Origin of the sequence: Sporosarcina jeotgali (genome assembly GCF_033304595.1) — a bacterium.
GTDB lineage: Bacteria > Bacillota > Bacilli > Bacillales_A > Planococcaceae > Sporosarcina > Sporosarcina jeotgali.
Genome location: NZ_CP116341.1, coordinates 2,645,383 through 2,664,607, shown reverse-complemented (window position 1 = coordinate 2,664,607; position 19,225 = coordinate 2,645,383). Strand labels below are relative to the sequence as shown.

Here is a 19,225-nt window from a genome sequence, read left to right as displayed (position 1 = left end):
GATCACGTTTTAAAATCTTCCACAGTTCACTATCAGCTGGGAAGAAATTATATCTATATAATCTATACCCGGAAATACAGTCTAACTAACCTTTTTATCCTAACAGGGGGATAGGGAACAGCTGCAAAATCGTATTTAGCAGCATTTTTACAGGATATGCAGACCATCAAAAATCCCCTTCATTGCCCAGAAGCAAAAGAAGGGGATTGCAGTATGCGATTATCGAGTCGCTGGAACTTCATTCACATGATATCGGCCTTTAGGAATAGTGAAGGGTGATCCTGAGATGGGATCTTTAATGACCATACAGTCCAGTCCGAAGATATCTAAGATGGAATCTGCAGTGATGACATCTTCAGGATCGCCTTCATAAAGCAGTTTGCCGGACTTAAGTGCAAAAATATAATCTGCATAGCGCGCGGACAAATTAATGTCGTGGAGAACCATGACAATCGTCGTTCCATGCTTCCGATTAAGATCTGTCAGCAAATCGAGAATTTCAACCTGATACGTGATATCCAAGAAAGTAGTAGGTTCATCGAGAAATAAGATATCCGTTTGCTGTGCAAGTGCCATGGCAATCCAGACACGCTGTCTTTGTCCGCCTGAGAGTTCATCAATGTTGCGGTTTGCAAGTTCGGTAATGTCCATAATATCCATCGCTTCTGCAACGGCTTCATAGTCCGATGTTGTCCATCCGCTAAGCAATGATTGGTGAGGGTAACGCCCGCGGCCGACTAAATCCGCAACCGTTATACCTTCTGGGACAATGGGGGACTGCGGAAGCATCCCGAGGACACGTGCCAATTGCTTCGAAGGCATCTTGCTGATGGGTTCGTCATCCAGCAGAACAGTGCCTGCTGAAGGTTTGATGAGTCTTGCCAATGTTTTCAAAAGCGTGGACTTCCCGCAAGCGTTGGAACCGATGATTACGCTGATTTTGTTGCTTGGGATCTCCAAGCTGATTCCGTGAAGAATGGTTTTATGGTCATAGCCAGCATGAAGCTGGTCCGCTTGGAAACGGTGTATGGGTTTCATCATAATTCCCCCTTTCGATTCATGCGGATGAGCAGGTAAATCAAATAAGGTGCACCTAAAATCCCTGTGATGATGCCTGCTGGATATCGTACTGTAAATGCAAACTGGCCAATTAGATCTGCCGCTAATACCAAGTTCACCCCGACCAGTCCGCCGGGAATGACACTTGAAAATCCGGCACCAATCAGTCGTTTTGCTATGGGTCCCGATAGGAATGCGACAAATGCAATGGGGCCAGTCATCGCTGTAGCGATTGAAATCATAATGACTGAACTGAGGATGAGCAGCACACGAGTCATGTCCGTTCTGACGCCTAAAGAAGTCGCGGCCTGTTCGCCCAATTCCAAGATGTTCAATTGCTTGCTGAGCATCAGCACAACGGGTGTCAAAATAAGAACCGAAATGAAAAGAGGAGGCAGCTGGTCCATTTTAGATCCGTTCAGGCTTCCGCTTAACCAGCGGAATGCAGCTGGCAAATCCTGCTCTGCTCCAATGAGCAGCAGGTACGAAATCATCGCATCGAGCATCGCTTGAATCCCAATTCCAACCAAAATCAGCCGGCCGATTGAAAACGATTTTCCTCTAGATAAAAGATAGATAATCAGAACTGTAACAAGGCCAGCCGCTACTGACACAGCAGAAACGATCGCCCCGCTTGTATGCAGAATCACAATAAAGAAAACTGCAGCTGCACTGGACCCTGACGTGATTCCGATCACATTCGGGTTGGCAAGAGGATTGCGCAGCATTGTCTGGAAGACGGTGCCCCCAAGTCCGAAAGCAAAGCCTGCGAATAGACCGGCAAGCATACGCGGCAGCCGGATTGTCGATACAGCGAACGAAGCTCCGGAAATCTGTTCACCCGACAAAGCGCGCAGTACTACTCCAACCGGATAAATTGTATTTCCAAGCATCAGCATAGCTCCGCACAGCAGAATTGCCAAAACGGCAAGGCTGACTGTTACGAGACGGAAGCGAAGCTGTCTTTTCTTTCTTCCTGTTTGTATGAACTTCAAAGATTCACTTTTCATAATGACCGCACTTTCGATTTCATAGCTAATAGAATTAGAAGCGGAGCGCCGATGAACGCTGTTATGACACCGACCTCCAACTCACCCGGACTTCCAAGCAGCCTGCCTGCGACGTCTGAAAAGGTGAGAATAATGGCGCCGGCTAAGGCAGACATCGGAATTACAAAACGAAGATCCGGCCCGAGTATGAGCCGCATGACGTGAGTAGCAAGCAGTCCGATAAAACCGATAGGTCCTGCAAGCGCTGTCGAGGCCCCGCACAGCAAAACTGCACCCAGAGCCGCAATCACTCGAAGGAATCCGGTTCGTACACCTAGACTGGTCGCAACGTCATCACCAAGTGCCAAGGCATTCAGTGCCGGACCTGAAATGATGGCAAGAAACAAACCGACAATCAAAAAAGGAGCGAAAGTGGAAACTGCACTCCATGAACCGGACCCGACACTTCCGACCTGCCAAAAGCGGAATTGGTCCATGACGTTCGATCTCGGAATCAGGATAGCTAAAACGAGCGAAGACAGGGCCGCGCTGGTGGCGGCTCCTGCCAGGACTAACTTTATAGGGGTGGCTCCGCTTCTTCCGAGTGAACCGATACCGAAAACAAACGCCGCTGTGATCGCAGCACCAGCAAGCGCAAGCCAGATGTATTGGCTTGCAGTGCTGATGTGCAGAAATGCAATTCCGCATACAACGAATAGGGAAGCGCCCGTATTGACGCCCAGTATACTCGGGTCAGCAATAGGGTTACGAGTGACAGATTGCATGAGAGCACCAGATACGCCTAAAGCTGCGCCGCAGAATAAGCTGAACACAGTTCTGGATACTCGTTTCCGGACAACATCCGCTCCGTAAGAGTGAACTTCAGGATGGAACAAACCATCCATGATCTCCTGAAGGCCGACTGATCTTGATCCATAGGCCAGGGAGGCGATAGAGCTTAATGCAATCAGAACCAGGCTGCCTGCCAATACGGCCCAAAAGTATTTAGGGAAGTGGAAATTGAGCGGCTTTTGCTTTGCAATGACTGGATTAGTCATTGACCTTATCCGCAGCGTCCCCTAATAATTTCACATACTCATCGAGAGTGTATGAGATGGATAGGGGATTCGGATTACCAGATGCTGCAAGTGGCGTATTATCTCCGATGAATACGACAGAACCGCGTTCAATCGCAGGAATCTTACCAAACAGCGGATCCGCTTTTACAGCTTTGTAAAGCTCATCACTGCCATAACCGACGATGATATCCGCATCATTCAAAAGATCTGCGTTCTCTGCACTGAATTCAAATGAGTAGCTCGCAGGATCAGTGATTTCATCCGTGATGCTCTTAGGATACTCCATGCCAAGTTCGTTCAGGAACGCACCGCGGGGGTCAGCTGGTGTGTAAAGGTGCAGTTTTGACATATCCTGTGCAGAGAAGTTAACCCAGGCAACTTTCTTGCCTTCAAGCTGTGGATACTGTTCTGCTGCTTTTTTAACTTCCTCTTCTGTGTCTTTAATCAACTGTTCTCCTTCAGCTTTCATGCCCATTGCTTCAGAATTCATGAGGACTTGTTCACGCCAAGTGGTAGCCCATGGCTTGTCCGGGTAAGCAACGACTGGAGCGATTTCACTAAGAGTATCGTAGTCTTCTTGTGTAATTCCTGAGTATGCTGCCAGAATGACATCCGGCTTAGAGTCAGAAATGGCTTCAAAATCGAGACCATCCGTGTCCTGATAGATATTCGGATCAGATTCACCAAGTTCTTTCACCTTCTCAGCAGTCCATGGCAGCATGCCGCTGTCATCTTGCACACCGTAATTGGCAGCTGAGAAACCTACAGGCACCACACCTAATGCAAGAGCAACATCATGATTTGCCCATTGTACAGTAGCTACTCGTTCCGGTTTACTTTCAATGACCGTTTCTCCGAAAGCGTGCTTGATAGTAATTGGGTATTCTCCTTTTTCTGAAGCAGATGAATCTGTTGAATTTGTGTCTTTATCAGATGCTGCATTTTCATCGGATTTAGAATCTGTAGATTTTCCTCCAGAACATGCTGCCAGCATAAGCATTACTAGAGCTGAAATGAGTAAAGCGGTAATTGAGAGTTTGCGTTTTGAATGCATGATTGTACCTTCCTTTTCTGATCTGATATTTGGGTTTGCATGATAGTCATGTAGAACCAATGGCCCCCTAAACTAACTGATAATGATTATCATTCTCTTTAATTTAAAATAGTTTCAAGGTATTGTCAATGAAAAATTGAAAGCGTTTTAAAATAATCCTCTATACATAGTCAGCTAATTGTATAAATTCATGGGGCGTACTAATTCGTTTCCAGATTATAGAGTGGTATAGTTGTCACAATGAACAAACTTCAATAAAAGGGGAGAACACACATGAAAATTGAGATTTGGTCGGATTTTGTATGCCCGTTCTGCTACATCGGAAAACGAAAGTTGGAACTGGCGCTGGATGAAATCAGAGGGAAGGACCGCATAGAGATCGAGTTTAAAAGTTTCCAATTGGACCCGGACTCTCCGAAATATAGCGGGCAGGACTTCTACGAAAGTATGGGGGCAAAGTTTGGCGGTGCTGAGAAAGCGAAACAGATGATGGTTTCAATTACTGATCAAGCGAAAGAAGTCGGTCTTGAGTTCAATTTTGACACGATGAAACCGACAAATACGTTTGATGCACATCGCATGACGAAGTTTGCAAAAGTGCACGGCAAAGATGCTGTACTCGCAGAGAAATTACTCTATGCTAATTTCACACAATCCAAAGACGTAGGCAACGAAGTGATTCTTGTTGAACTTGCGGTTGAAGCAGGTTTATCCAAAGAGGAAGCACTTGCTGTTGCCAGTAACCCGGAAGCTTATGCTGATGAAGTACGGGCAGACATCGAAGAAGCAAAACAGCTGGGTGTCACAGGCGTTCCATTCTTCGTGTTCAATCGGAAATATGCAATCTCAGGTGCGCAGCCCCCAGAAGCATTTTTACAAACAATGGAGAAAATCCTGGAAGAAGAAAAGCCAGTTTCCGCATTTGAAAACTTGTCACCTGATAATGGGGTAGATGCAACGTGTACAGATGGCAGTTGTGCGGTTCCTGAGGAAAAGAAGTAATGCATAGGAAACCGTCATCTTTACTAGCGGATGGCGGTTTATTTTAAAAGGAGATGTTAAGCCGATGTTTTCTGCTTATTTGGTAAAGATCACTATTTGAAGACGAAAAACCATTCAGGATATGTGTCTATCCAAAGCATTGGATGTACCACTTGTGCTATAGTGGGGCAGTAAATACAAAAGCGAGAAGGCGAATGAATGATAGAAGTAAAAACCTCAGAAATTAGTGATGGCGAATTCAACAGAGGCGTTTTTGCCACATGTGATATTGAAAAAGGCCAGTTGCTGCATGCGGCACCAGTCATTTCTTATCCGAACGATCAGCACGAGCATATTGAGAAAACGATTCTTGGCGATTACGCATTTGAATATGGAGTGAACCACTCCGCAATCCTCTTAGGATATGGCATGCTGTTCAACCATTCCTATGAGCCGAATGCGTGGTATGACATCAACTTTGATAACCAGACATTTGACTTCTTTGCTCATAAAGCAATTGCAGCCGGAGAAGAAATCTTCATCAACTACAATGGTGAAGTGGATGATCAGGAGCAATTGTGGTTTAACAAAGATTATGCACCGACTGAAGATTAAGCACTGAATGAATAGATGAAGAGAAGCCACTTACACGCTGTTTGTAAGTGGCTTTTTTGCGTCTCTTCAATTTGAAAAAATATTCCCTAATGATTTCCAAATAGTGTATGATAATCATAGGATGAATTGACTGAATTGAATTATAGTTAAAAAAGGTGAAAGTGAACAAAGAGGAAGAGGAGTGAACGAAATCGACGAGTATGGATCTTTTGATTTCTTATCTGCAGCAGCAACCATTGTAGCGTGGGGTGTGATTGCTGCCCTTGCCTGCAAATTATATAGAAGAAATCCTGACCAGCAGGTTGGCTGGAAAGCCGTTCTGATATTAGTAATCGGCTTGTTGTCGTTTTCATTCACGTGGACGGTGGCGAATACAGCGATTCAAATTGCTGTTTTACCGCTGGGTGTATGGATTTTATATTTCATTCTTAATCGAAAAGAAGGGCGATGGAAGAGGTATCGTAAATTCGCATGGCTAGGGTTCGGGGCAAATTATATTTTCTTACTAAGCGCGCTCGTGGCAAGTATGATTGGACATTTTGTTTATCCGGCAGATCATGCGGAGACGTTTGTATCGGATGTGAGAGAAGCATCGATTCTATCTGTTCATCCAACTGGAAATGAGGATGCTGCACTGAATGTGAAGGTGTTGAATTCAGAAATTCAAACATTGAAGCAGTCACAAATTTTCGATGATTCTTGGTATGAGGAAACGTTTTACCAAGAAAAAGCGAAATATGAACGTTTTCCATACGTGTTACTGGATGCGAAACCGAAATGGGGAAGTGGCGCACGTGCGGCGATTTTTGTAGAAAAGGACGGGAAAGGACTGCTCATCCAAACGCCGTCTGAATCGCTGTATTTCCGTTCCACTCAATCATTCGTTTTGGGAGGTGAGGAAAAATGAGCAGACATCACATAGTGTGGATATGGGGTTCTTTAGCGAGTGTCCTCCTTTTAGTCTTCATGTGGTGGAATTATTCTCCGCCTGCCCAGTTTCCGGATGAGCGCCAGCTTCTGCGGGAAATGAACGACGCGCTGGACCAATATGGGACTAGTGACCAGGCAGTTGAAATTCAAAAGGTAATCCATGCAGATCGCCGTCACGTTGCAGTTCCTTATATTTCAGAGAATGGCAATTATGGGATGAGTACTTGGACTTGGAGAAAGTGGAATTGGGAGTTAACCAGTTTGGAGTCGAATGGAGAACCCAGGCTCTGGATGATTGACAGAAACGAGCCGACTTCTTATTTTTTAACATGGAATATTGCGCCTGAAATAGCTGCAGAGAAATTGAATGCGTATATCATCCGTCGGAGAGATTATGGAATGACGGACGGGAAGAATTATTACAGCCCGCGAGTTCAAATGTCCAGGGAAATCGTGTTAGCTGAAGAATCGTTCGGTGCAATGCCTCTTCCTCCAACTTGGCTGGAAGTGATGCAATCTGCTATTCGCCTAGAGGAGACAGAACCATTTTCTTGGTTCGATGGTTATTCGTCAGCTGCTATGCAATTCGAATTCGGGTGGGATGCAGTGGACGGAAATGGTAAATCGGTCTCACAAGAAATCTTGTTCAAGAGTCCACAATATTCTTACGGATCAAGTGATTATCAGTTCATGATGGTGATTAACGAACGTGAATTAGAGTAGGTGTACGGAAATGATTACTCAGGAAGGAATTATGAATACTGAAAGAGTTTCAGCGATCTGTGAAAACTATAATTTACAGCCGGAAAGAATAGAGATTTTACGTTCAGGCGAAAGACTGTTGGCGAAAGTGACAGCTGAGTCGACTTATTGGTTGAAAGGCGAACGTGCGGACGTTTTATATTGGTATTTAAAGTGGAACTAAGACTAAAAAAGAATGGAGGCGCGATGATGGACAGACGAATTCGCAATGGCGCACTGTATGGTTTAATGATTTCCTTATCCCTGGGGCTTTTCTTTGCTAATTACAAACATCTTACGTTAGAAGATGGAGTTGAAATGAAAGAGTACTTGCCAGTTTATGAATATGTGATTTCGGTGTTGCGCTATGGCGCGATGGGGACTTTGATTGGAATGTTCATTGGCTGGAGAATGAGTAAAGCGGAGTATGAAGGACCTAAAACGTATTACGGGGAAGTGTTTCTCGGAGTAATCTTCCTTACATTAGGAATGACGGCGCTGTCTTATTTGCTGGGGGGATGAAAGAATGAGTAAAAAACTATGGATACCTATAGTGAGCGTACTCGTCCTGATTGCCGGAATCTATACCTTTCTAAAGCTGTATCCGCCATTAGAGACAGGAACAATCGCTTCAAACTTAGATCAGACATTGTACCTCGTAGGAGTCGGGAACCGTGGGCTGGGTACAATTCAACTTGTTAATGTAACCGTGAATGTGGAGGAAACGCCAACTGAAGCGAAAGTTCAAACCTGTGATGCGCTAACAGGATTCACACTTACTGACGATTATAGAACAGAAGAGCTAAATGGTTGTGGGGTTCGTGATTTAAAAGATGTTGTGATTAAAAAAGGAACGTCTCCTGCCAAAACATTTGCAAAACACGATGAGGGGACGGTTACGAAAGAGGATTTGATTTACGGGGTGACCGTGAAGAATGATCTGCCGATTCAAACCGTGAATATTGAGTACCGATACTTCGGAATTCCGCTGCGTAAAGTTGTTGAGCTGGACTGATTGGTGAGTAATCGTTTTCCTGGATAACAAATAAAGGGGGATGCTTATGGAAAGTGCTCGGGTGAAGAAAGCAAGTCTGCAATCAATTATTGGAATGGATTTGAAAACAATTCTAGTGGAGCAGCTCACGGTTTATCAAACAGGAGAGGGATGGGAATATCTCTGCTCAGAACCAGTTCTGCGTTTTCAACACCTGAAAAATTTCGGGCGGCCGGTATATTGGGTTCTATCATGGGCAGAAACAGAAGAAGGCGATGATCAATTGCTGATTGACGAGACGCATGATGCCGACTCGCTTTCTCAATTCCAGCAAGTGGAAGGGTTTGGTGAATCGGTAATCGTGAGTTCGTCAATTCATCTGGAAAATACTCGTGTTCAACGTGTGTTTGTGCATGGTTACAAAGATAAGGAAAAAGAATTTTTGACATCAATCGTTATTAAATTAGAGAACGTATATGTGAGGCTTACCAGCGGTCCGGTGTTCAGGGTGTATGTGACGAGCACGTTTCCGGAAAACATGGATAGGGAACTGTTTAGAGCAGGGGAATAAATGCAGTGAGGGATTTGTTAGAGCGGTTGAACTGGTGATTGGGTAGGATAATCATGGCTTGGGGGAGTTCCGATTGCGCAAATTGAGCTGTTCCGCGTGCGACGGGGGAAATTTAAAGGTGACCGTCACAGGTTTATGAGCGGAATTATGGATTTATGAGCATAATCCCAGGGTTATGAGCGGAATTATGGATTTATGAGCGTATGCCCATGGTTATGAGCGGAATCATGGATTTATGAGCGTATGCCCGGGGGTTATGAGCGGGATTATGGATTTATGAGCGTAATCCCGGGGTTATGAGCGGAATCATGGATTTATGAGAGTAATCCCGGGGTTATGAGCGAAATTATCGATTTATGAGCGTAATCCCTGGGTTATGAGCGGAATTATGGATTTATGAGCGAATGCCCGGGGTTATGAGCGGAATCATGGATTTATGAGCGTAATCCCAGGGTTATGAGCGGAATTATGGATTTATGGTTCTTACGGTGGTTTGGGGAGGCTTCATTTCGTCATTTTCTGGGTATAGTTTTAGAAAAAACGAAAGGGTGGCTCCCTATGGAATTGCTAACGAATTTAACACTTCCGTTCATAGAAAAAGATCAACTCTTGTATTTCAAACAGACAGATGATGTGATTTTTCTTATTATTGAACTTCGTTCTAGTTCTTCCAAATGCCCAAAGTGCCAGGCAACTTCCCATCGTCGCCATAGCCGATACACTCGATTGGTGAAAGATTTAGCTAATGCGGATACTCCGGTCGAAATTCAGGTGATTACAAGTAAATGGTTCTGCGAAAATACCGAGTGTAACGCACGGGTTTTCACTGAGCGAATCCCATGGCTACAACCTTATCACAGAAGAACAGAACGATTAGAAAGAGTAATTGAGACTATTGGTTTTTCGACGAGTTGCCTAGCTGCGGAAAAGATCTGCCGCTCTCTTCACATTCCAGTCAGTCATGACACGATTTTACGATCCATAAAAAACAAATCATTTACCCCAGAGAACCCTGAGGGCTCTCCCTTTTGTAGGAATTGATGACTTCGCGTTCAAGAAGCGTCTATCTTATGGAACGATTTTTATTGATTTGGAGACAAACAAGCCGCTAGGGTTGATACCGACACGAGATTCAGCGGAAGTAACGAAGTGGCTTTTAGGCCATCCGGAAATCTGTCTTATTACTCGGGACGGATCAAGAGGGTATGCCAAGGCAGTTCATGATGCTTCGCCTACTATTCAGCAGGTGGCTGATCGCTGGCATGTACTTCATCAGCTGTTCGAAGCGTCAAAAAAAGCCATTTATTCGTGTATCCCTAGGAAGTGGAACGCATCTTCTATAACCGTGGATAAAAAAGTTGAAACGACTTTAGCTCAAGAATCTGATTCGGTTCCATGGAACCGGTCTGAAGAAAGATGGCAGCGTATTCAACAATCCCAGCAGTTATTTTCAGAGGGATATCGTGTCGCAACGATCGCACGGAAACTCGGTGTTGTAAGGAACACTGTCTACTCCGACTTAAATCAGACAGTGTCTCCTTATGAGGAACGTGCTTCGCCCGATACCGCCTACTATCCCTTGGTTTCTTCACTGGTGAAAGATAAAATGAGTTCCGACCAAATTGAGGAGACATGCCGATCTCAAGGATATACTGGATCCCTGGATACATTGACTGGAATGATTACAAGCGCACGTAATCGCTCTGCTAACTTGGAAACCCCGGGTCTGTCTTTTCGGCAAAAGACCTTACGGTTATTATGGAATCCTGATAATGAAGACGTTCTTGAAGAACTACAAAGCTTCCATCCAGATTTTTTGTCTACATTTCCTCAAATAAAAGAATTAAGTAAATTGATTCATTCATTTCGATCATTGATCAAAGAAAAAGCAGCTGACCAATTGCCACAATGGATAGAAAATCATAAGGGTTTTGAAAATAAATCTATCCAATCGTTTTTCCAAGGAGTGAAAAATGATTTAGATGCCATTCTGCTTGGGATACGTTTGCATTGGAGCAATGGTCCGACAGAGGGAAATGTCAATCGGTTAAAGACACTTAAGCGGTTAATGTATGGTCGAGCAAGCTTTAGGGTCTTGGAAAAGAGAGTATTGTATCACCTGTAATTATTTTCAAAAAGTAATCATTTAAGACGTAATAGGTTAGAGGGATACTCCCCGTTTTCGCGTAAGAACCGGATTTATGAGCGTAATCCCAGGGTTATGAGCGGAATTATGGATTTATGAGCGTATGTCCAGGCCTATGAGCGGAATTCGTGATTTATGAGCACAATCCAGTCTTGAACCGGGGAACTCAACTAACAAACTCACTTGCACCCAAGTTAGGAGTTTTATCAATGAAGAAAATTGCATTATACGCATTTTGTCTGTTCTTTGCTGCTGCGGGAGTTGGCCACTTCTTACTGGATTCATTTTTCATTTTGGCTATGCCCGAATGGGTGCCGTTCCGGCCTGCGATTGTATACATTTCAGGGATCATGGAAATCTTGCTGGCACTTGGGTTGTTCCTAAAACAAACACGGGAACGAGCGGGCATGTTAATCTCCATCTTTTTAGTGCTTGTGTTTCCGGTCAACATCTATATGGCGCTGACCCCTGAGAATTTTGATTTGTCACCAGCAGCGTTATGGATTCGTTTGCCATTGCAACTTGTGCTCATTTGGTGGGTACTTAAAGTTCGGAAATAGTAACATCACATTTAACATACAAAAAACACTCAAATGCCCTGACAATTTGAGTGTTTTTTGCATGTACTAGAAATATAATGTTAAGAATACTATACACTATGTTAAGAATAGTGTACATTTGAGTGAAGAGGTGTCGTGATGCTTAAAAATCGGTTAAAGGAGCTGCGAGCGCGCTACAGCTTCACACAAATAGAATTGGCAAAGCAAGTCGGTGTAACCAGACAGACGATTGGATTCATCGAAAAAGGTGAGTTTTCACCATCCGTTACACTGTCACTGAAGCTGGCGAAGGCGCTCAACTGTGATATTAATGAAATTTTTTGGCTGGAAGGGGAGGAAGAACATGAAGAATGATATGCGAATTACCTATCCGCTTTGGCAGATGGCTGGGATTTTTATTATTATGGGGTTCGTCTTGCTGGTGGGCTATGCGGCTACAGTGAATACTTTTTCAGATGGCGGATTTGGATTTGAATTTAGCATTAGTGGGAATTCAGGCATCTTGCTGAATGTAATGTTGGTGATAGTCGTCCTTTATTTGATTCTGTTTTTTTACAACATCAAGAAACACAATGAAAGAATGCCTAAACACAAGATTTCAATGACCACCTATAAGCCACAAGAGTATTTAGAAGATGATGAGCTGTTTCAAGATGTAACCAAACAGGCGACCAAAAAAGTTTACACGTATTTCGCTTGGGCGTTACCTATAATGGCGGGTGTCTATTTAATGCTTCCGATTGGTAAGGTGTGGATGACTGTAGGGGTTTTACTTCTTGCAGCAGGTCAATACTGGATTTACTATCGAACCATTAAGAAGTTTATATCTTCAGTATGACAAAGTTATAGATCACAAAACGAGTATGCCGTTTTAATTACGGATACTCGTTTTTTGTTGGTCAATCAGAACACCTGCTTCCACAATGGTGCAAACCATTTCACACCTCTTCGATTCACGGGAAGCATTTTCATATCCGCCACTAAATGGCTAATGTAACCAGCCAGTCCGGCAGCCATCATCCCTTCGATTGGCCATTCTATATACAAATACTTTAAAATCAGCGCATAAAATGCAACCCCTATAAGTGAATGTGTATAAGACCGGTGAGGCAAAAATGAAGCAAAAGTAATATAACTTCCCGCGAGCAAAATGCCAATGGATTTATCCAATACAAATCCAAGCAACATGACTAGAACTCCTGTAATCGTCAGCATCCGTCTCTGGGTAATAACGCGTGAGACAATCAGCAGGACCAGGCCGATTCCTCCGTATATGTAAATTTCACGGCTCATTCCTTGAGTCATCACCTGATAAATGAGCATGAGTAAAATCCCGATACCGGCAACTTCCATGAGTACTTTACTCACTTTTTTCGATAAGGTGATGCGATTGGTTGCGAGGCCATTTGTATCTAAATCTGGTGCCACCCCAGACGCGCCGCCGATGCCTGCGCAGATCGCGACAGTCATGAAGTCTGGTTGTGTGATGTACCCGGCGATTGCGCCAACCGCAATCCCGATTCCTAAGTGTGAACTGCCTTTCATCTGAAACCCTCTTTAGCTGTAAGTTTGAATTTCCTAATCGGTAATAGAACGTATATTCTATGAAGATGCTTTTTTAGTATAAACGATAATTTGAAAGAGTCCAGAAGGAATTTCTAAATGGGAGCGTGCAGAAGGAAAAGGGGTGCACTGCAACCTATTCCATGGCAGATTATTATCGATTCTATCGATGAGGTCTATGCGTAAAAGAAAGTTGCAAGAGCAATAGCGCCTTAGGGTTTGAGGAAATACGGAATAGTATATAGAGATACATGTAAATCAGACGTTTTGTATTTAAATTTTAATGTGCTATACTAGTAAACAAGTTAATATATCGGGTTTGAGCTACTGAGAGACCTCAAGAAATAATTGCAGTTAATGCAATTATTTTCTTGGGGTCTCTTTTTTGTTGTTTTAACTCGCATACAAAGAGGAGACGAGACAGATGACAACATTTTCAGCATTGAATCGAAACGAACAATTCAGCCAGTTGAATTCAGATCAGTTTGACGTGGTAGTAATCGGCGGGGGGATTACAGGAGCTGGAATTGCATTAGATGCAGCCGCTCGGGGCATGAAAACTGCGCTTGTTGAAATGCAAGACTTTGCATCAGGTACATCGAGCCGTTCCACAAAACTAGTACACGGCGGACTGCGATATTTAAAACAATTTGAAATCAAAGAAGTAGCGGAGCTTGGAAAAGAGCGGGCAATTGTCTATGAGAATGGACCTCATGTAACAACTCCTGAATGGATGTTGCTGCCCTTCCACAAAGGAGGCACATTCGGTCCTTATTCCACAGCTCTTGGACTAAAGGTGTATGACTTTTTAGCTGGGGTAAAACGCTCAGAGCGAAGAAAAATGCTGAACCTGGACCAGACAATTCAAAAAGCTCCGCTCATTAAAAGACAGGGACTTCAAGGCAGCGGATATTACGTTGAGTACCGTACGGACGATGCACGCCTTACCATTGAAGTGGCAAAAGCTGCAGCTTCCAAAGGTGCGACACTTGTTAACTATGCAAAAGCGGAATCGTTCCTATATGACGAGACCAACAAAATTGAAGGTGTACAAGTGCGGGATATGCTGACTGGAGAGTTGACAGCCATTCATGCTTCGAAAGTGATCAATGCTGCAGGTCCATGGGTAGATGAAGTGAAAGAAATTGACGGACATTCCAATGGAAAACAGCTGATCCTTTCAAAAGGTATCCACTTAGTGTTCGACCAAAGTGTATTTCCGCTGCATCAGGCAATTTACTTTGACACCCCCGATAAGCGCATGATTTTCGCGGTTCCCCGTGATGGGAAAGCATATGTCGGGACCACAGATACATTTTTTGACGGTGACCCAAAAGAAATGCAAATTACGGAGGAAGACCGTACGTACATTTTAGATGCGATCCACTACATGTTCCCAGAAGTATCAGTGTCTGAAAAAGACGTAGAATCGAGTTGGGCAGGGGTACGTCCGCTTATCCATGAAGATGGAAAAAATCCTTCTGAGATTTCACGAAAAGATGAAATTTGGGAGTCGGAACGGGGGTTAATTACTATTGCCGGCGGGAAACTGACGGGCTACCGTAAAATGGCGGAGACCGTGGTCAACAAGATTGCCCAGCTCCTTCAACAAGAAAAAGGGTTGACGTTCAGACGTTGCAGTACGAAAAAGATTCCTATCTCTGGCGGTGATTTCGGCGGATCTGTTAATTATAATCGATACACGGAGCAAGCGGTGAAGCGAGGACAGCTGCTTGGATTTACTGAAAGAGAAAGCAGACACTTGGCTGCATTATATGGCACAAATGTCGATGAGGTCTTTATGATTCCGTATGATGAAAACCAGGCGATGCCGCGAATTTTGTACGTGAAACTGCGCTATGCCATTGAAAAGGAAATGACCGTGAAACCAACGGATTTCTTCATTCGTCGGACAGGTGATCTTTATTTTAATATAAAAAATGTTGTAGATGCTAAGAAAGATGTGCTTAACGAGATGGCACAGATTTTCAATTGGACGTCTATAGAGCAGCAAAATTATGAAAAAGAATTGGATGAAGAGATGATAAAAGCGACTTCGGTTGTCTAATTAAGATAGTATAATACTATACTGATAGACGGGGGTTTTTAACAAATGCCTTTTCACAATCAAAAAATCTTACCAGCTGCCCGGACGTTAAAACAGTTTGAGCAGATGCTGGACAGTCCATTCGAATATGTTGTGTTATTAGAAGTGCATATTAGTAATTTGAAAACAGTGAAGCGTGAAGCAGATAAGAGATGCAAAAAGCTAATCATTCACGCGGATCTTATTCAAGGTCTGAAAACAGATAACTATGCTGCGGACTTCTTGTGTAATGATATTCGGCCTGCAGGTATTATTTCCACTCGTTCCAATATGATAATGAAGGCAAAAGCTAAAAACATCCTTGCCATTCAACGAATGTTTTTGCTAGATACGATTGCTTTGGAAAAAAGTTATTCCCTGATTGACCAGACCCAGCCGGATTTCATTGAAATGTTGCCTGGTGTTATCCCTGAACTGATAGAAGAAGTCTATGAACGCACAGGAATCCCGATTATTAACGGCGGTCTCATTCGTACTGAAAAGCATATCGAAGATGCGCTTGCAGCAGGTGCTGTTGCAGTGACGACCTCAGACCATGAACTATGGAAGTCTTTTAAGAAAAAGAGAACTTTCTGAATCTATTGTTGACAGACTCATGAAACCGCTTTATACTTGGGGACAAGTTCATAAAACGTGGTTGAGTTGAGGAGTCCACAGTTAATTTCTTGCACCCAGCAAGATTTTAATTGTGGACTTTTTTTGTGCGCTTGCCTCAATGATCCATGTTATCAAATATTATTTAGGGGGAAATTGTATGACTCCATTTGCAGGAGAGTTGATTGGAACGATGATTTTAATTTTGTTCGGCGGCGGTGTAGTCGGGGGCGTTGCGCTGAAAAAGTCCAAGGCAGAAGGCTCGGGGTGGATTGTGATTACAGTAGGCTGGGGATTAGCGGTTGCACTTGGCGTTTATGCAGTCGGCCAAGCAAGCGGGGCACACTTAAATCCAGCTGTGACAATTGGATTTGCAGCAATCGGTGATTTCCCTTGGGCGGATGTGCCAGCGTACATCCTTGCTCAAATGATCGGTGCAATACTTGGGGCTGTATTGGTTTATTTTCAATATCTGCCGCATTGGAAAGAAACAGAAGATCCAATCGCAAAACGGGATGTATTTGCAACAACTCCAGCGATTCGGCATCCGCTATCCAACCTGACAAGTGAAGTCATCGGAACTTTCATTTTGCTGCTTGGTTTATTATCAATCGGTGCCAATGAATTTACTGAAGGACTCAATCCTCTAATTGTCGGTGCGCTGATTATCGCAATTGGGCTGTCTCTTGGCGGTACGACCGGCTATGCGATTAACCCGGCACGTGATCTTGGCCCGAGAATTGCACACTTTTTCCTGCCAATCCCTAAAAAAGGATCATCCGGCTGGCGTTATGCATGGGTTCCTGTAGTTGGCCCGATTTTAGGCGGAACAATGGGGGCACTATTTTATAAGCAATTCTTTATTGGCGAAAATAGTATCGCATTCTGGGTAGTTGGTGCTGTTGTGCTGGCATTGTTAGTAGCTGCACAATACTCAATTCGTAAAGAGACAACTTCAGGGCATGTCAAAACGTCAACAAGTCGTGCGGCGAGCAACAAGTTTTAAGAAGTAAAAGTATAGGAGGAAGAGACAATGACTGAAAAATATATTATGGCACTAGACCAAGGGACTACAAGTTCACGAGCGATATTGTTTGACAAAAAGGGGAAAATCTTTCACTCGGCACAACAGGAATTCACACAGCATTTTCCGAAATCAGGCTGGGTGGAACATAATGCTGACGGAATTTGGAGCTCTATACTTTCAGTAATTGCTGGTGTTCTATCAGAAAAGAATATTTCAGCAGAACAAATTGAAGGGATCGGCATCACAAACCAGCGGGAAACGACAGTAGTATGGGACAAGCATACTGGAAATCCAATTTACAATGCGATTGTCTGGCAATCACGTCAAACGGCAGGAATTTGTGAAGAGTTGAAAGAAAGCGGTTACAACGACCTATTCAGAGAAAAGACAGGATTGCTCATTGATGCCTATTTTTCTGGAACAAAAGTGAAATGGATTTTAGATAATGTAGAAGGAGCCAGAGAAAAAGCTGAAAATGGGGACCTGTTATTCGGAACAATTGATACGTGGATTGTTTGGAAATTGTCTGGAGGAACGACGCATGTAACGGATTATTCGAATGCGTCCAGAACGTTAATGTACAATATTCACGAATTGAAATGGGATGAAGAACTTTTAGAAATTTTAGGGGTTCCGGCTTCCATGCTGCCAGATGTCCGGCCATCGTCAGAAATCTATACGCATGCAGATCCGGAACAATTTTTCGGGCATGCTGTCCCGATTGCAGGAATTGCTGGGGATCAGCAGGCTGCTTTGTTTGGTCAAGCCTGTTTTGAAACGGGCATGGTGAAAAACACCTATGGCACCGGCTGCTTCATGTTGATGAATACCGGAGACAAAGCGGTGAAATCAGATCACGGACTGCTGACGACAATTGCTTGGGGAATCGATGGGAAAGTTCAATATGCTTTAGAAGGAAGTATTTTCGTTGCAGGTTCTGCCATCCAATGGCTGCGTGATGGACTGCGCATGTTCCGTAATTCTTCAGACAGCGAACAGTACGCTGCAAGAGTAGAATCAGCAGATGGGGTATATGTTGTCCCTGCTTTTGTAGGCCTCGGAACTCCATATTGGGACAGCGATGTTCGCGGTGCTGTATTTGGGTTAACGCGCGGCACGACAAAAGAGCATTTCGTTCGTGCAACATTAGAGTCACTTGCATACCAAACCAAGGATGTATTGGATGTCATGGAAATCGATTCGGGGATTTCATTGAAAACGTTGCGGGTAGATGGCGGAGCGGTTGAGAATAATCTCCTTATGCAGTTTCAGTCAGATCTCTTGAATGTACCAGTGGAGCGTCCTTCCATTAACGAAACAACAGCACTTGGCGCTGCGTATTTAGCAGGACTTGCGGTCGGTTTCTGGAAAGACTGTTCTGAAATCGCTGCTCATTGGTCATTAGATCGCCCATTTGAGCCTGCGATGGAGCAAGAAGAACGAGACCAGCTTTATAGCGGCTGGCAGAAAGCTGTTAAAGCGGCAACTATGTTTAAATAAATGGAGCAAGCAGCCGGAGAATCTTCCGGCTGCTTTTTTGTTAACCTGTCTATGAAACAAAAAGTCAACAATTATATAGTCACTCTTTTATTCCGAAAATTGAGGAGCTTTTTTGCCTCTTGATCGTCTAAATAAGTAATGTTATATTATTAATCGGTAATAATTTATTGATATTCGATAAATAAGCTGGATCTATTATTTCTATACTAGACAAACGAGGTGTATTTTATGAAACGAGAAACGTTATTTTTAAAGGTGACACTTGTGATTATGGCATTACCTATTCTTGCACTCTGTATCTTTGTAGTGCCGCTGATTTCAAAATTCTTTGTAGAACTCGTCCCGGAATGGTCGGTTTTGCAATATCCTTTTTTAGTAGGATTGTATGCAACTGCTCTTATTTATTTCGCGGCACTTTATCAGACGATGAAACTTTTAACTTACATCGACAGGAACACTGCATTTTCAGAGGCTTCGGTCAGTGTGTTGAAAAAGATTAAACTGTGCGCGGTCTCCATAGGAACGCTTTATGTGTTATTCATGCCGCTGCTTTTCAAGATGGGGGATGCGGATGATGCGCCAGGAATTATCGTAATTGGCACGGGCATTATTTTTGGCTGCGTAGTCATCGCTGTTTTTGCAGCTGTCCTGCAGAGATTGTTACAGAATGCAATCGTCATAAAATCTGAAAATGACTTGACGGTGTGAGGTGAAT

Annotated in this window: 23 protein-coding genes; 18 read left to right on the top strand and 5 right to left on the bottom strand. The window is 43.7% G+C overall.

Annotated elements, in window-relative coordinates; genetic code table 11:
* Nucleotides 1–219: 219 nt before the first annotated feature.
* From PGH26_RS13415 to PGH26_RS13400, 4 genes are read right to left on the bottom strand one after another with little or no spacing between them, the layout of a single operon-like run.
* Nucleotides 220–1,038, bottom strand: a complete 819-nt coding sequence (locus PGH26_RS13415) for an ABC transporter ATP-binding protein (RefSeq protein WP_323691555.1) — start codon at nt 1,036–1,038, stop codon at nt 220–222.
* Nucleotides 1,038–2,069 carry a FecCD family ABC transporter permease gene (locus PGH26_RS13410; RefSeq protein ID WP_323691553.1) on the bottom strand — a complete coding sequence of 344 codons (1,032 nt, stop codon included), beginning with the start codon at nt 2,067–2,069 and terminating at the stop codon, nt 1,038–1,040. The genes PGH26_RS13415 and PGH26_RS13410 overlap by 1 nt, the downstream gene beginning before the upstream one ends.
* Nucleotides 2,066–3,106 (bottom strand): FecCD family ABC transporter permease, encoded by a 1,041-nt coding sequence (locus tag PGH26_RS13405; RefSeq protein WP_323691552.1) that lies wholly within the window; start codon nt 3,104–3,106, stop codon nt 2,066–2,068. Before PGH26_RS13405 ends, PGH26_RS13410 begins: the two co-directional genes overlap by 4 nt.
* The gene (locus PGH26_RS13400; protein WP_323691551.1) at nt 3,099–4,181 is read right to left on the bottom strand and encodes an iron-siderophore ABC transporter substrate-binding protein; all 1,083 of its coding nucleotides are present in this window, start codon (nt 4,179–4,181) and stop codon (nt 3,099–3,101) included. Before PGH26_RS13400 ends, PGH26_RS13405 begins: the two co-directional genes overlap by 8 nt.
* A gap of 273 nt (nt 4,182–4,454) precedes the next feature.
* Here PGH26_RS13400 and PGH26_RS13395 point away from each other — a divergent pair, with 273 nt between their 5' ends.
* From PGH26_RS13395 to PGH26_RS13340, 13 genes are all read left to right on the top strand, one after another.
* Nucleotides 4,455–5,183, top strand: coding sequence for a DsbA family oxidoreductase (locus PGH26_RS13395; protein WP_323691550.1), 729 nt, complete (start codon nt 4,455–4,457; stop codon nt 5,181–5,183).
* A 198-nt stretch (nt 5,184–5,381) separates the two neighbouring features.
* Nucleotides 5,382–5,777 carry an SET domain-containing protein gene (locus tag PGH26_RS13390; RefSeq protein ID WP_323691549.1) on the top strand — a complete coding sequence of 132 codons (396 nt, stop codon included), beginning with the start codon at nt 5,382–5,384 and terminating at the stop codon, nt 5,775–5,777.
* A gap of 181 nt (nt 5,778–5,958) precedes the next feature.
* Nucleotides 5,959–6,684 carry a hypothetical protein gene (locus tag PGH26_RS13385; RefSeq protein WP_323691548.1) on the top strand — a complete coding sequence of 242 codons (726 nt, stop codon included), beginning with the start codon at nt 5,959–5,961 and terminating at the stop codon, nt 6,682–6,684.
* Nucleotides 6,681–7,430, top strand: a complete 750-nt coding sequence (locus tag PGH26_RS13380; protein ID WP_323691546.1) for a hypothetical protein — start codon at nt 6,681–6,683, stop codon at nt 7,428–7,430. The genes PGH26_RS13385 and PGH26_RS13380 overlap by 4 nt, the downstream gene beginning before the upstream one ends.
* A gap of 31 nt (nt 7,431–7,461) precedes the next feature.
* Nucleotides 7,462–7,632, top strand: coding sequence for a hypothetical protein (locus PGH26_RS13375; protein ID WP_323691545.1), 171 nt, complete (start codon nt 7,462–7,464; stop codon nt 7,630–7,632).
* A 26-nt stretch (nt 7,633–7,658) separates the two neighbouring features.
* A complete protein-coding gene (locus tag PGH26_RS13370; protein WP_323691544.1) occupies nt 7,659–7,970 on the top strand; it encodes a hypothetical protein in 312 nt (103 codons plus the stop codon).
* 4 nt (nt 7,971–7,974) lie between these two features.
* A complete protein-coding gene (locus PGH26_RS13365) occupies nt 7,975–8,463 on the top strand; it encodes a hypothetical protein (protein WP_323691543.1) in 489 nt (162 codons plus the stop codon).
* A 46-nt stretch (nt 8,464–8,509) separates the two neighbouring features.
* On the top strand, nt 8,510–9,013 hold the full coding sequence (locus PGH26_RS13360; protein ID WP_323691542.1) for a hypothetical protein: 504 nt from the start codon (nt 8,510–8,512) through the stop codon (nt 9,011–9,013).
* Between the two features lie 456 nt (nt 9,014–9,469).
* Nucleotides 9,470–10,054, top strand: coding sequence for a transposase family protein (locus tag PGH26_RS16180; protein WP_431312499.1), 585 nt, complete (start codon nt 9,470–9,472; stop codon nt 10,052–10,054).
* The gene (locus tag PGH26_RS13355; RefSeq protein ID WP_323693531.1) at nt 10,026–11,138 is read left to right on the top strand and encodes a transposase; all 1,113 of its coding nucleotides are present in this window, start codon (nt 10,026–10,028) and stop codon (nt 11,136–11,138) included. The genes PGH26_RS16180 and PGH26_RS13355 overlap by 29 nt, the downstream gene beginning before the upstream one ends.
* Nucleotides 11,139–11,368: 230 nt before the next feature.
* Nucleotides 11,369–11,719: a DoxX family protein gene (locus tag PGH26_RS13350; RefSeq protein WP_323691541.1), complete on the top strand. Its 351-nt coding sequence runs from the start codon at nt 11,369–11,371 to the stop codon at nt 11,717–11,719.
* Nucleotides 11,720–11,857: 138 nt separating this feature from the next.
* Nucleotides 11,858–12,073 (top strand): helix-turn-helix transcriptional regulator, encoded by a 216-nt coding sequence (locus PGH26_RS13345; RefSeq protein ID WP_323691540.1) that lies wholly within the window; start codon nt 11,858–11,860, stop codon nt 12,071–12,073.
* Entirely contained in the window at nt 12,063–12,557 is a 495-nt protein-coding gene (locus tag PGH26_RS13340; RefSeq protein WP_323691539.1) for a hypothetical protein, read from the top strand. Before PGH26_RS13345 ends, PGH26_RS13340 begins: the two co-directional genes overlap by 11 nt.
* A gap of 65 nt (nt 12,558–12,622) precedes the next feature.
* Here the strand turns inward: PGH26_RS13340 and PGH26_RS13335 are convergent, their stop codons facing one another.
* Entirely contained in the window at nt 12,623–13,264 is a 642-nt protein-coding gene (locus tag PGH26_RS13335) for a metal-dependent hydrolase (RefSeq protein WP_323691538.1), read from the bottom strand.
* 442 nt (nt 13,265–13,706) lie between these two features.
* Here PGH26_RS13335 and PGH26_RS13330 point away from each other — a divergent pair, with 442 nt between their 5' ends.
* The 5 genes from PGH26_RS13330 to PGH26_RS13310 all read left to right on the top strand — a co-directional run bounded on the left by PGH26_RS13330 (nt 13,707) and on the right by PGH26_RS13310 (nt 19,218).
* Nucleotides 13,707–15,350 carry a glycerol-3-phosphate dehydrogenase/oxidase gene (locus tag PGH26_RS13330; RefSeq protein WP_323691537.1) on the top strand — a complete coding sequence of 548 codons (1,644 nt, stop codon included), beginning with the start codon at nt 13,707–13,709 and terminating at the stop codon, nt 15,348–15,350.
* Between the two features lie 45 nt (nt 15,351–15,395).
* Nucleotides 15,396–15,965: a glycerol-3-phosphate responsive antiterminator gene (locus tag PGH26_RS13325; protein WP_323691536.1), complete on the top strand. Its 570-nt coding sequence runs from the start codon at nt 15,396–15,398 to the stop codon at nt 15,963–15,965.
* A 178-nt stretch (nt 15,966–16,143) separates the two neighbouring features.
* Entirely contained in the window at nt 16,144–16,989 is an 846-nt protein-coding gene (locus PGH26_RS13320; RefSeq protein WP_323691534.1) for an MIP/aquaporin family protein, read from the top strand.
* Between the two features lie 27 nt (nt 16,990–17,016).
* Nucleotides 17,017–18,510: a glycerol kinase GlpK gene (glpK, locus tag PGH26_RS13315; RefSeq protein WP_323691533.1), complete on the top strand. Its 1,494-nt coding sequence runs from the start codon at nt 17,017–17,019 to the stop codon at nt 18,508–18,510.
* Nucleotides 18,511–18,738: 228 nt separating this feature from the next.
* Nucleotides 18,739–19,218, top strand: a complete 480-nt coding sequence (locus tag PGH26_RS13310; protein WP_323691532.1) for a DUF2975 domain-containing protein — start codon at nt 18,739–18,741, stop codon at nt 19,216–19,218.
* Nucleotides 19,219–19,225 lie beyond the last annotated feature (7 nt).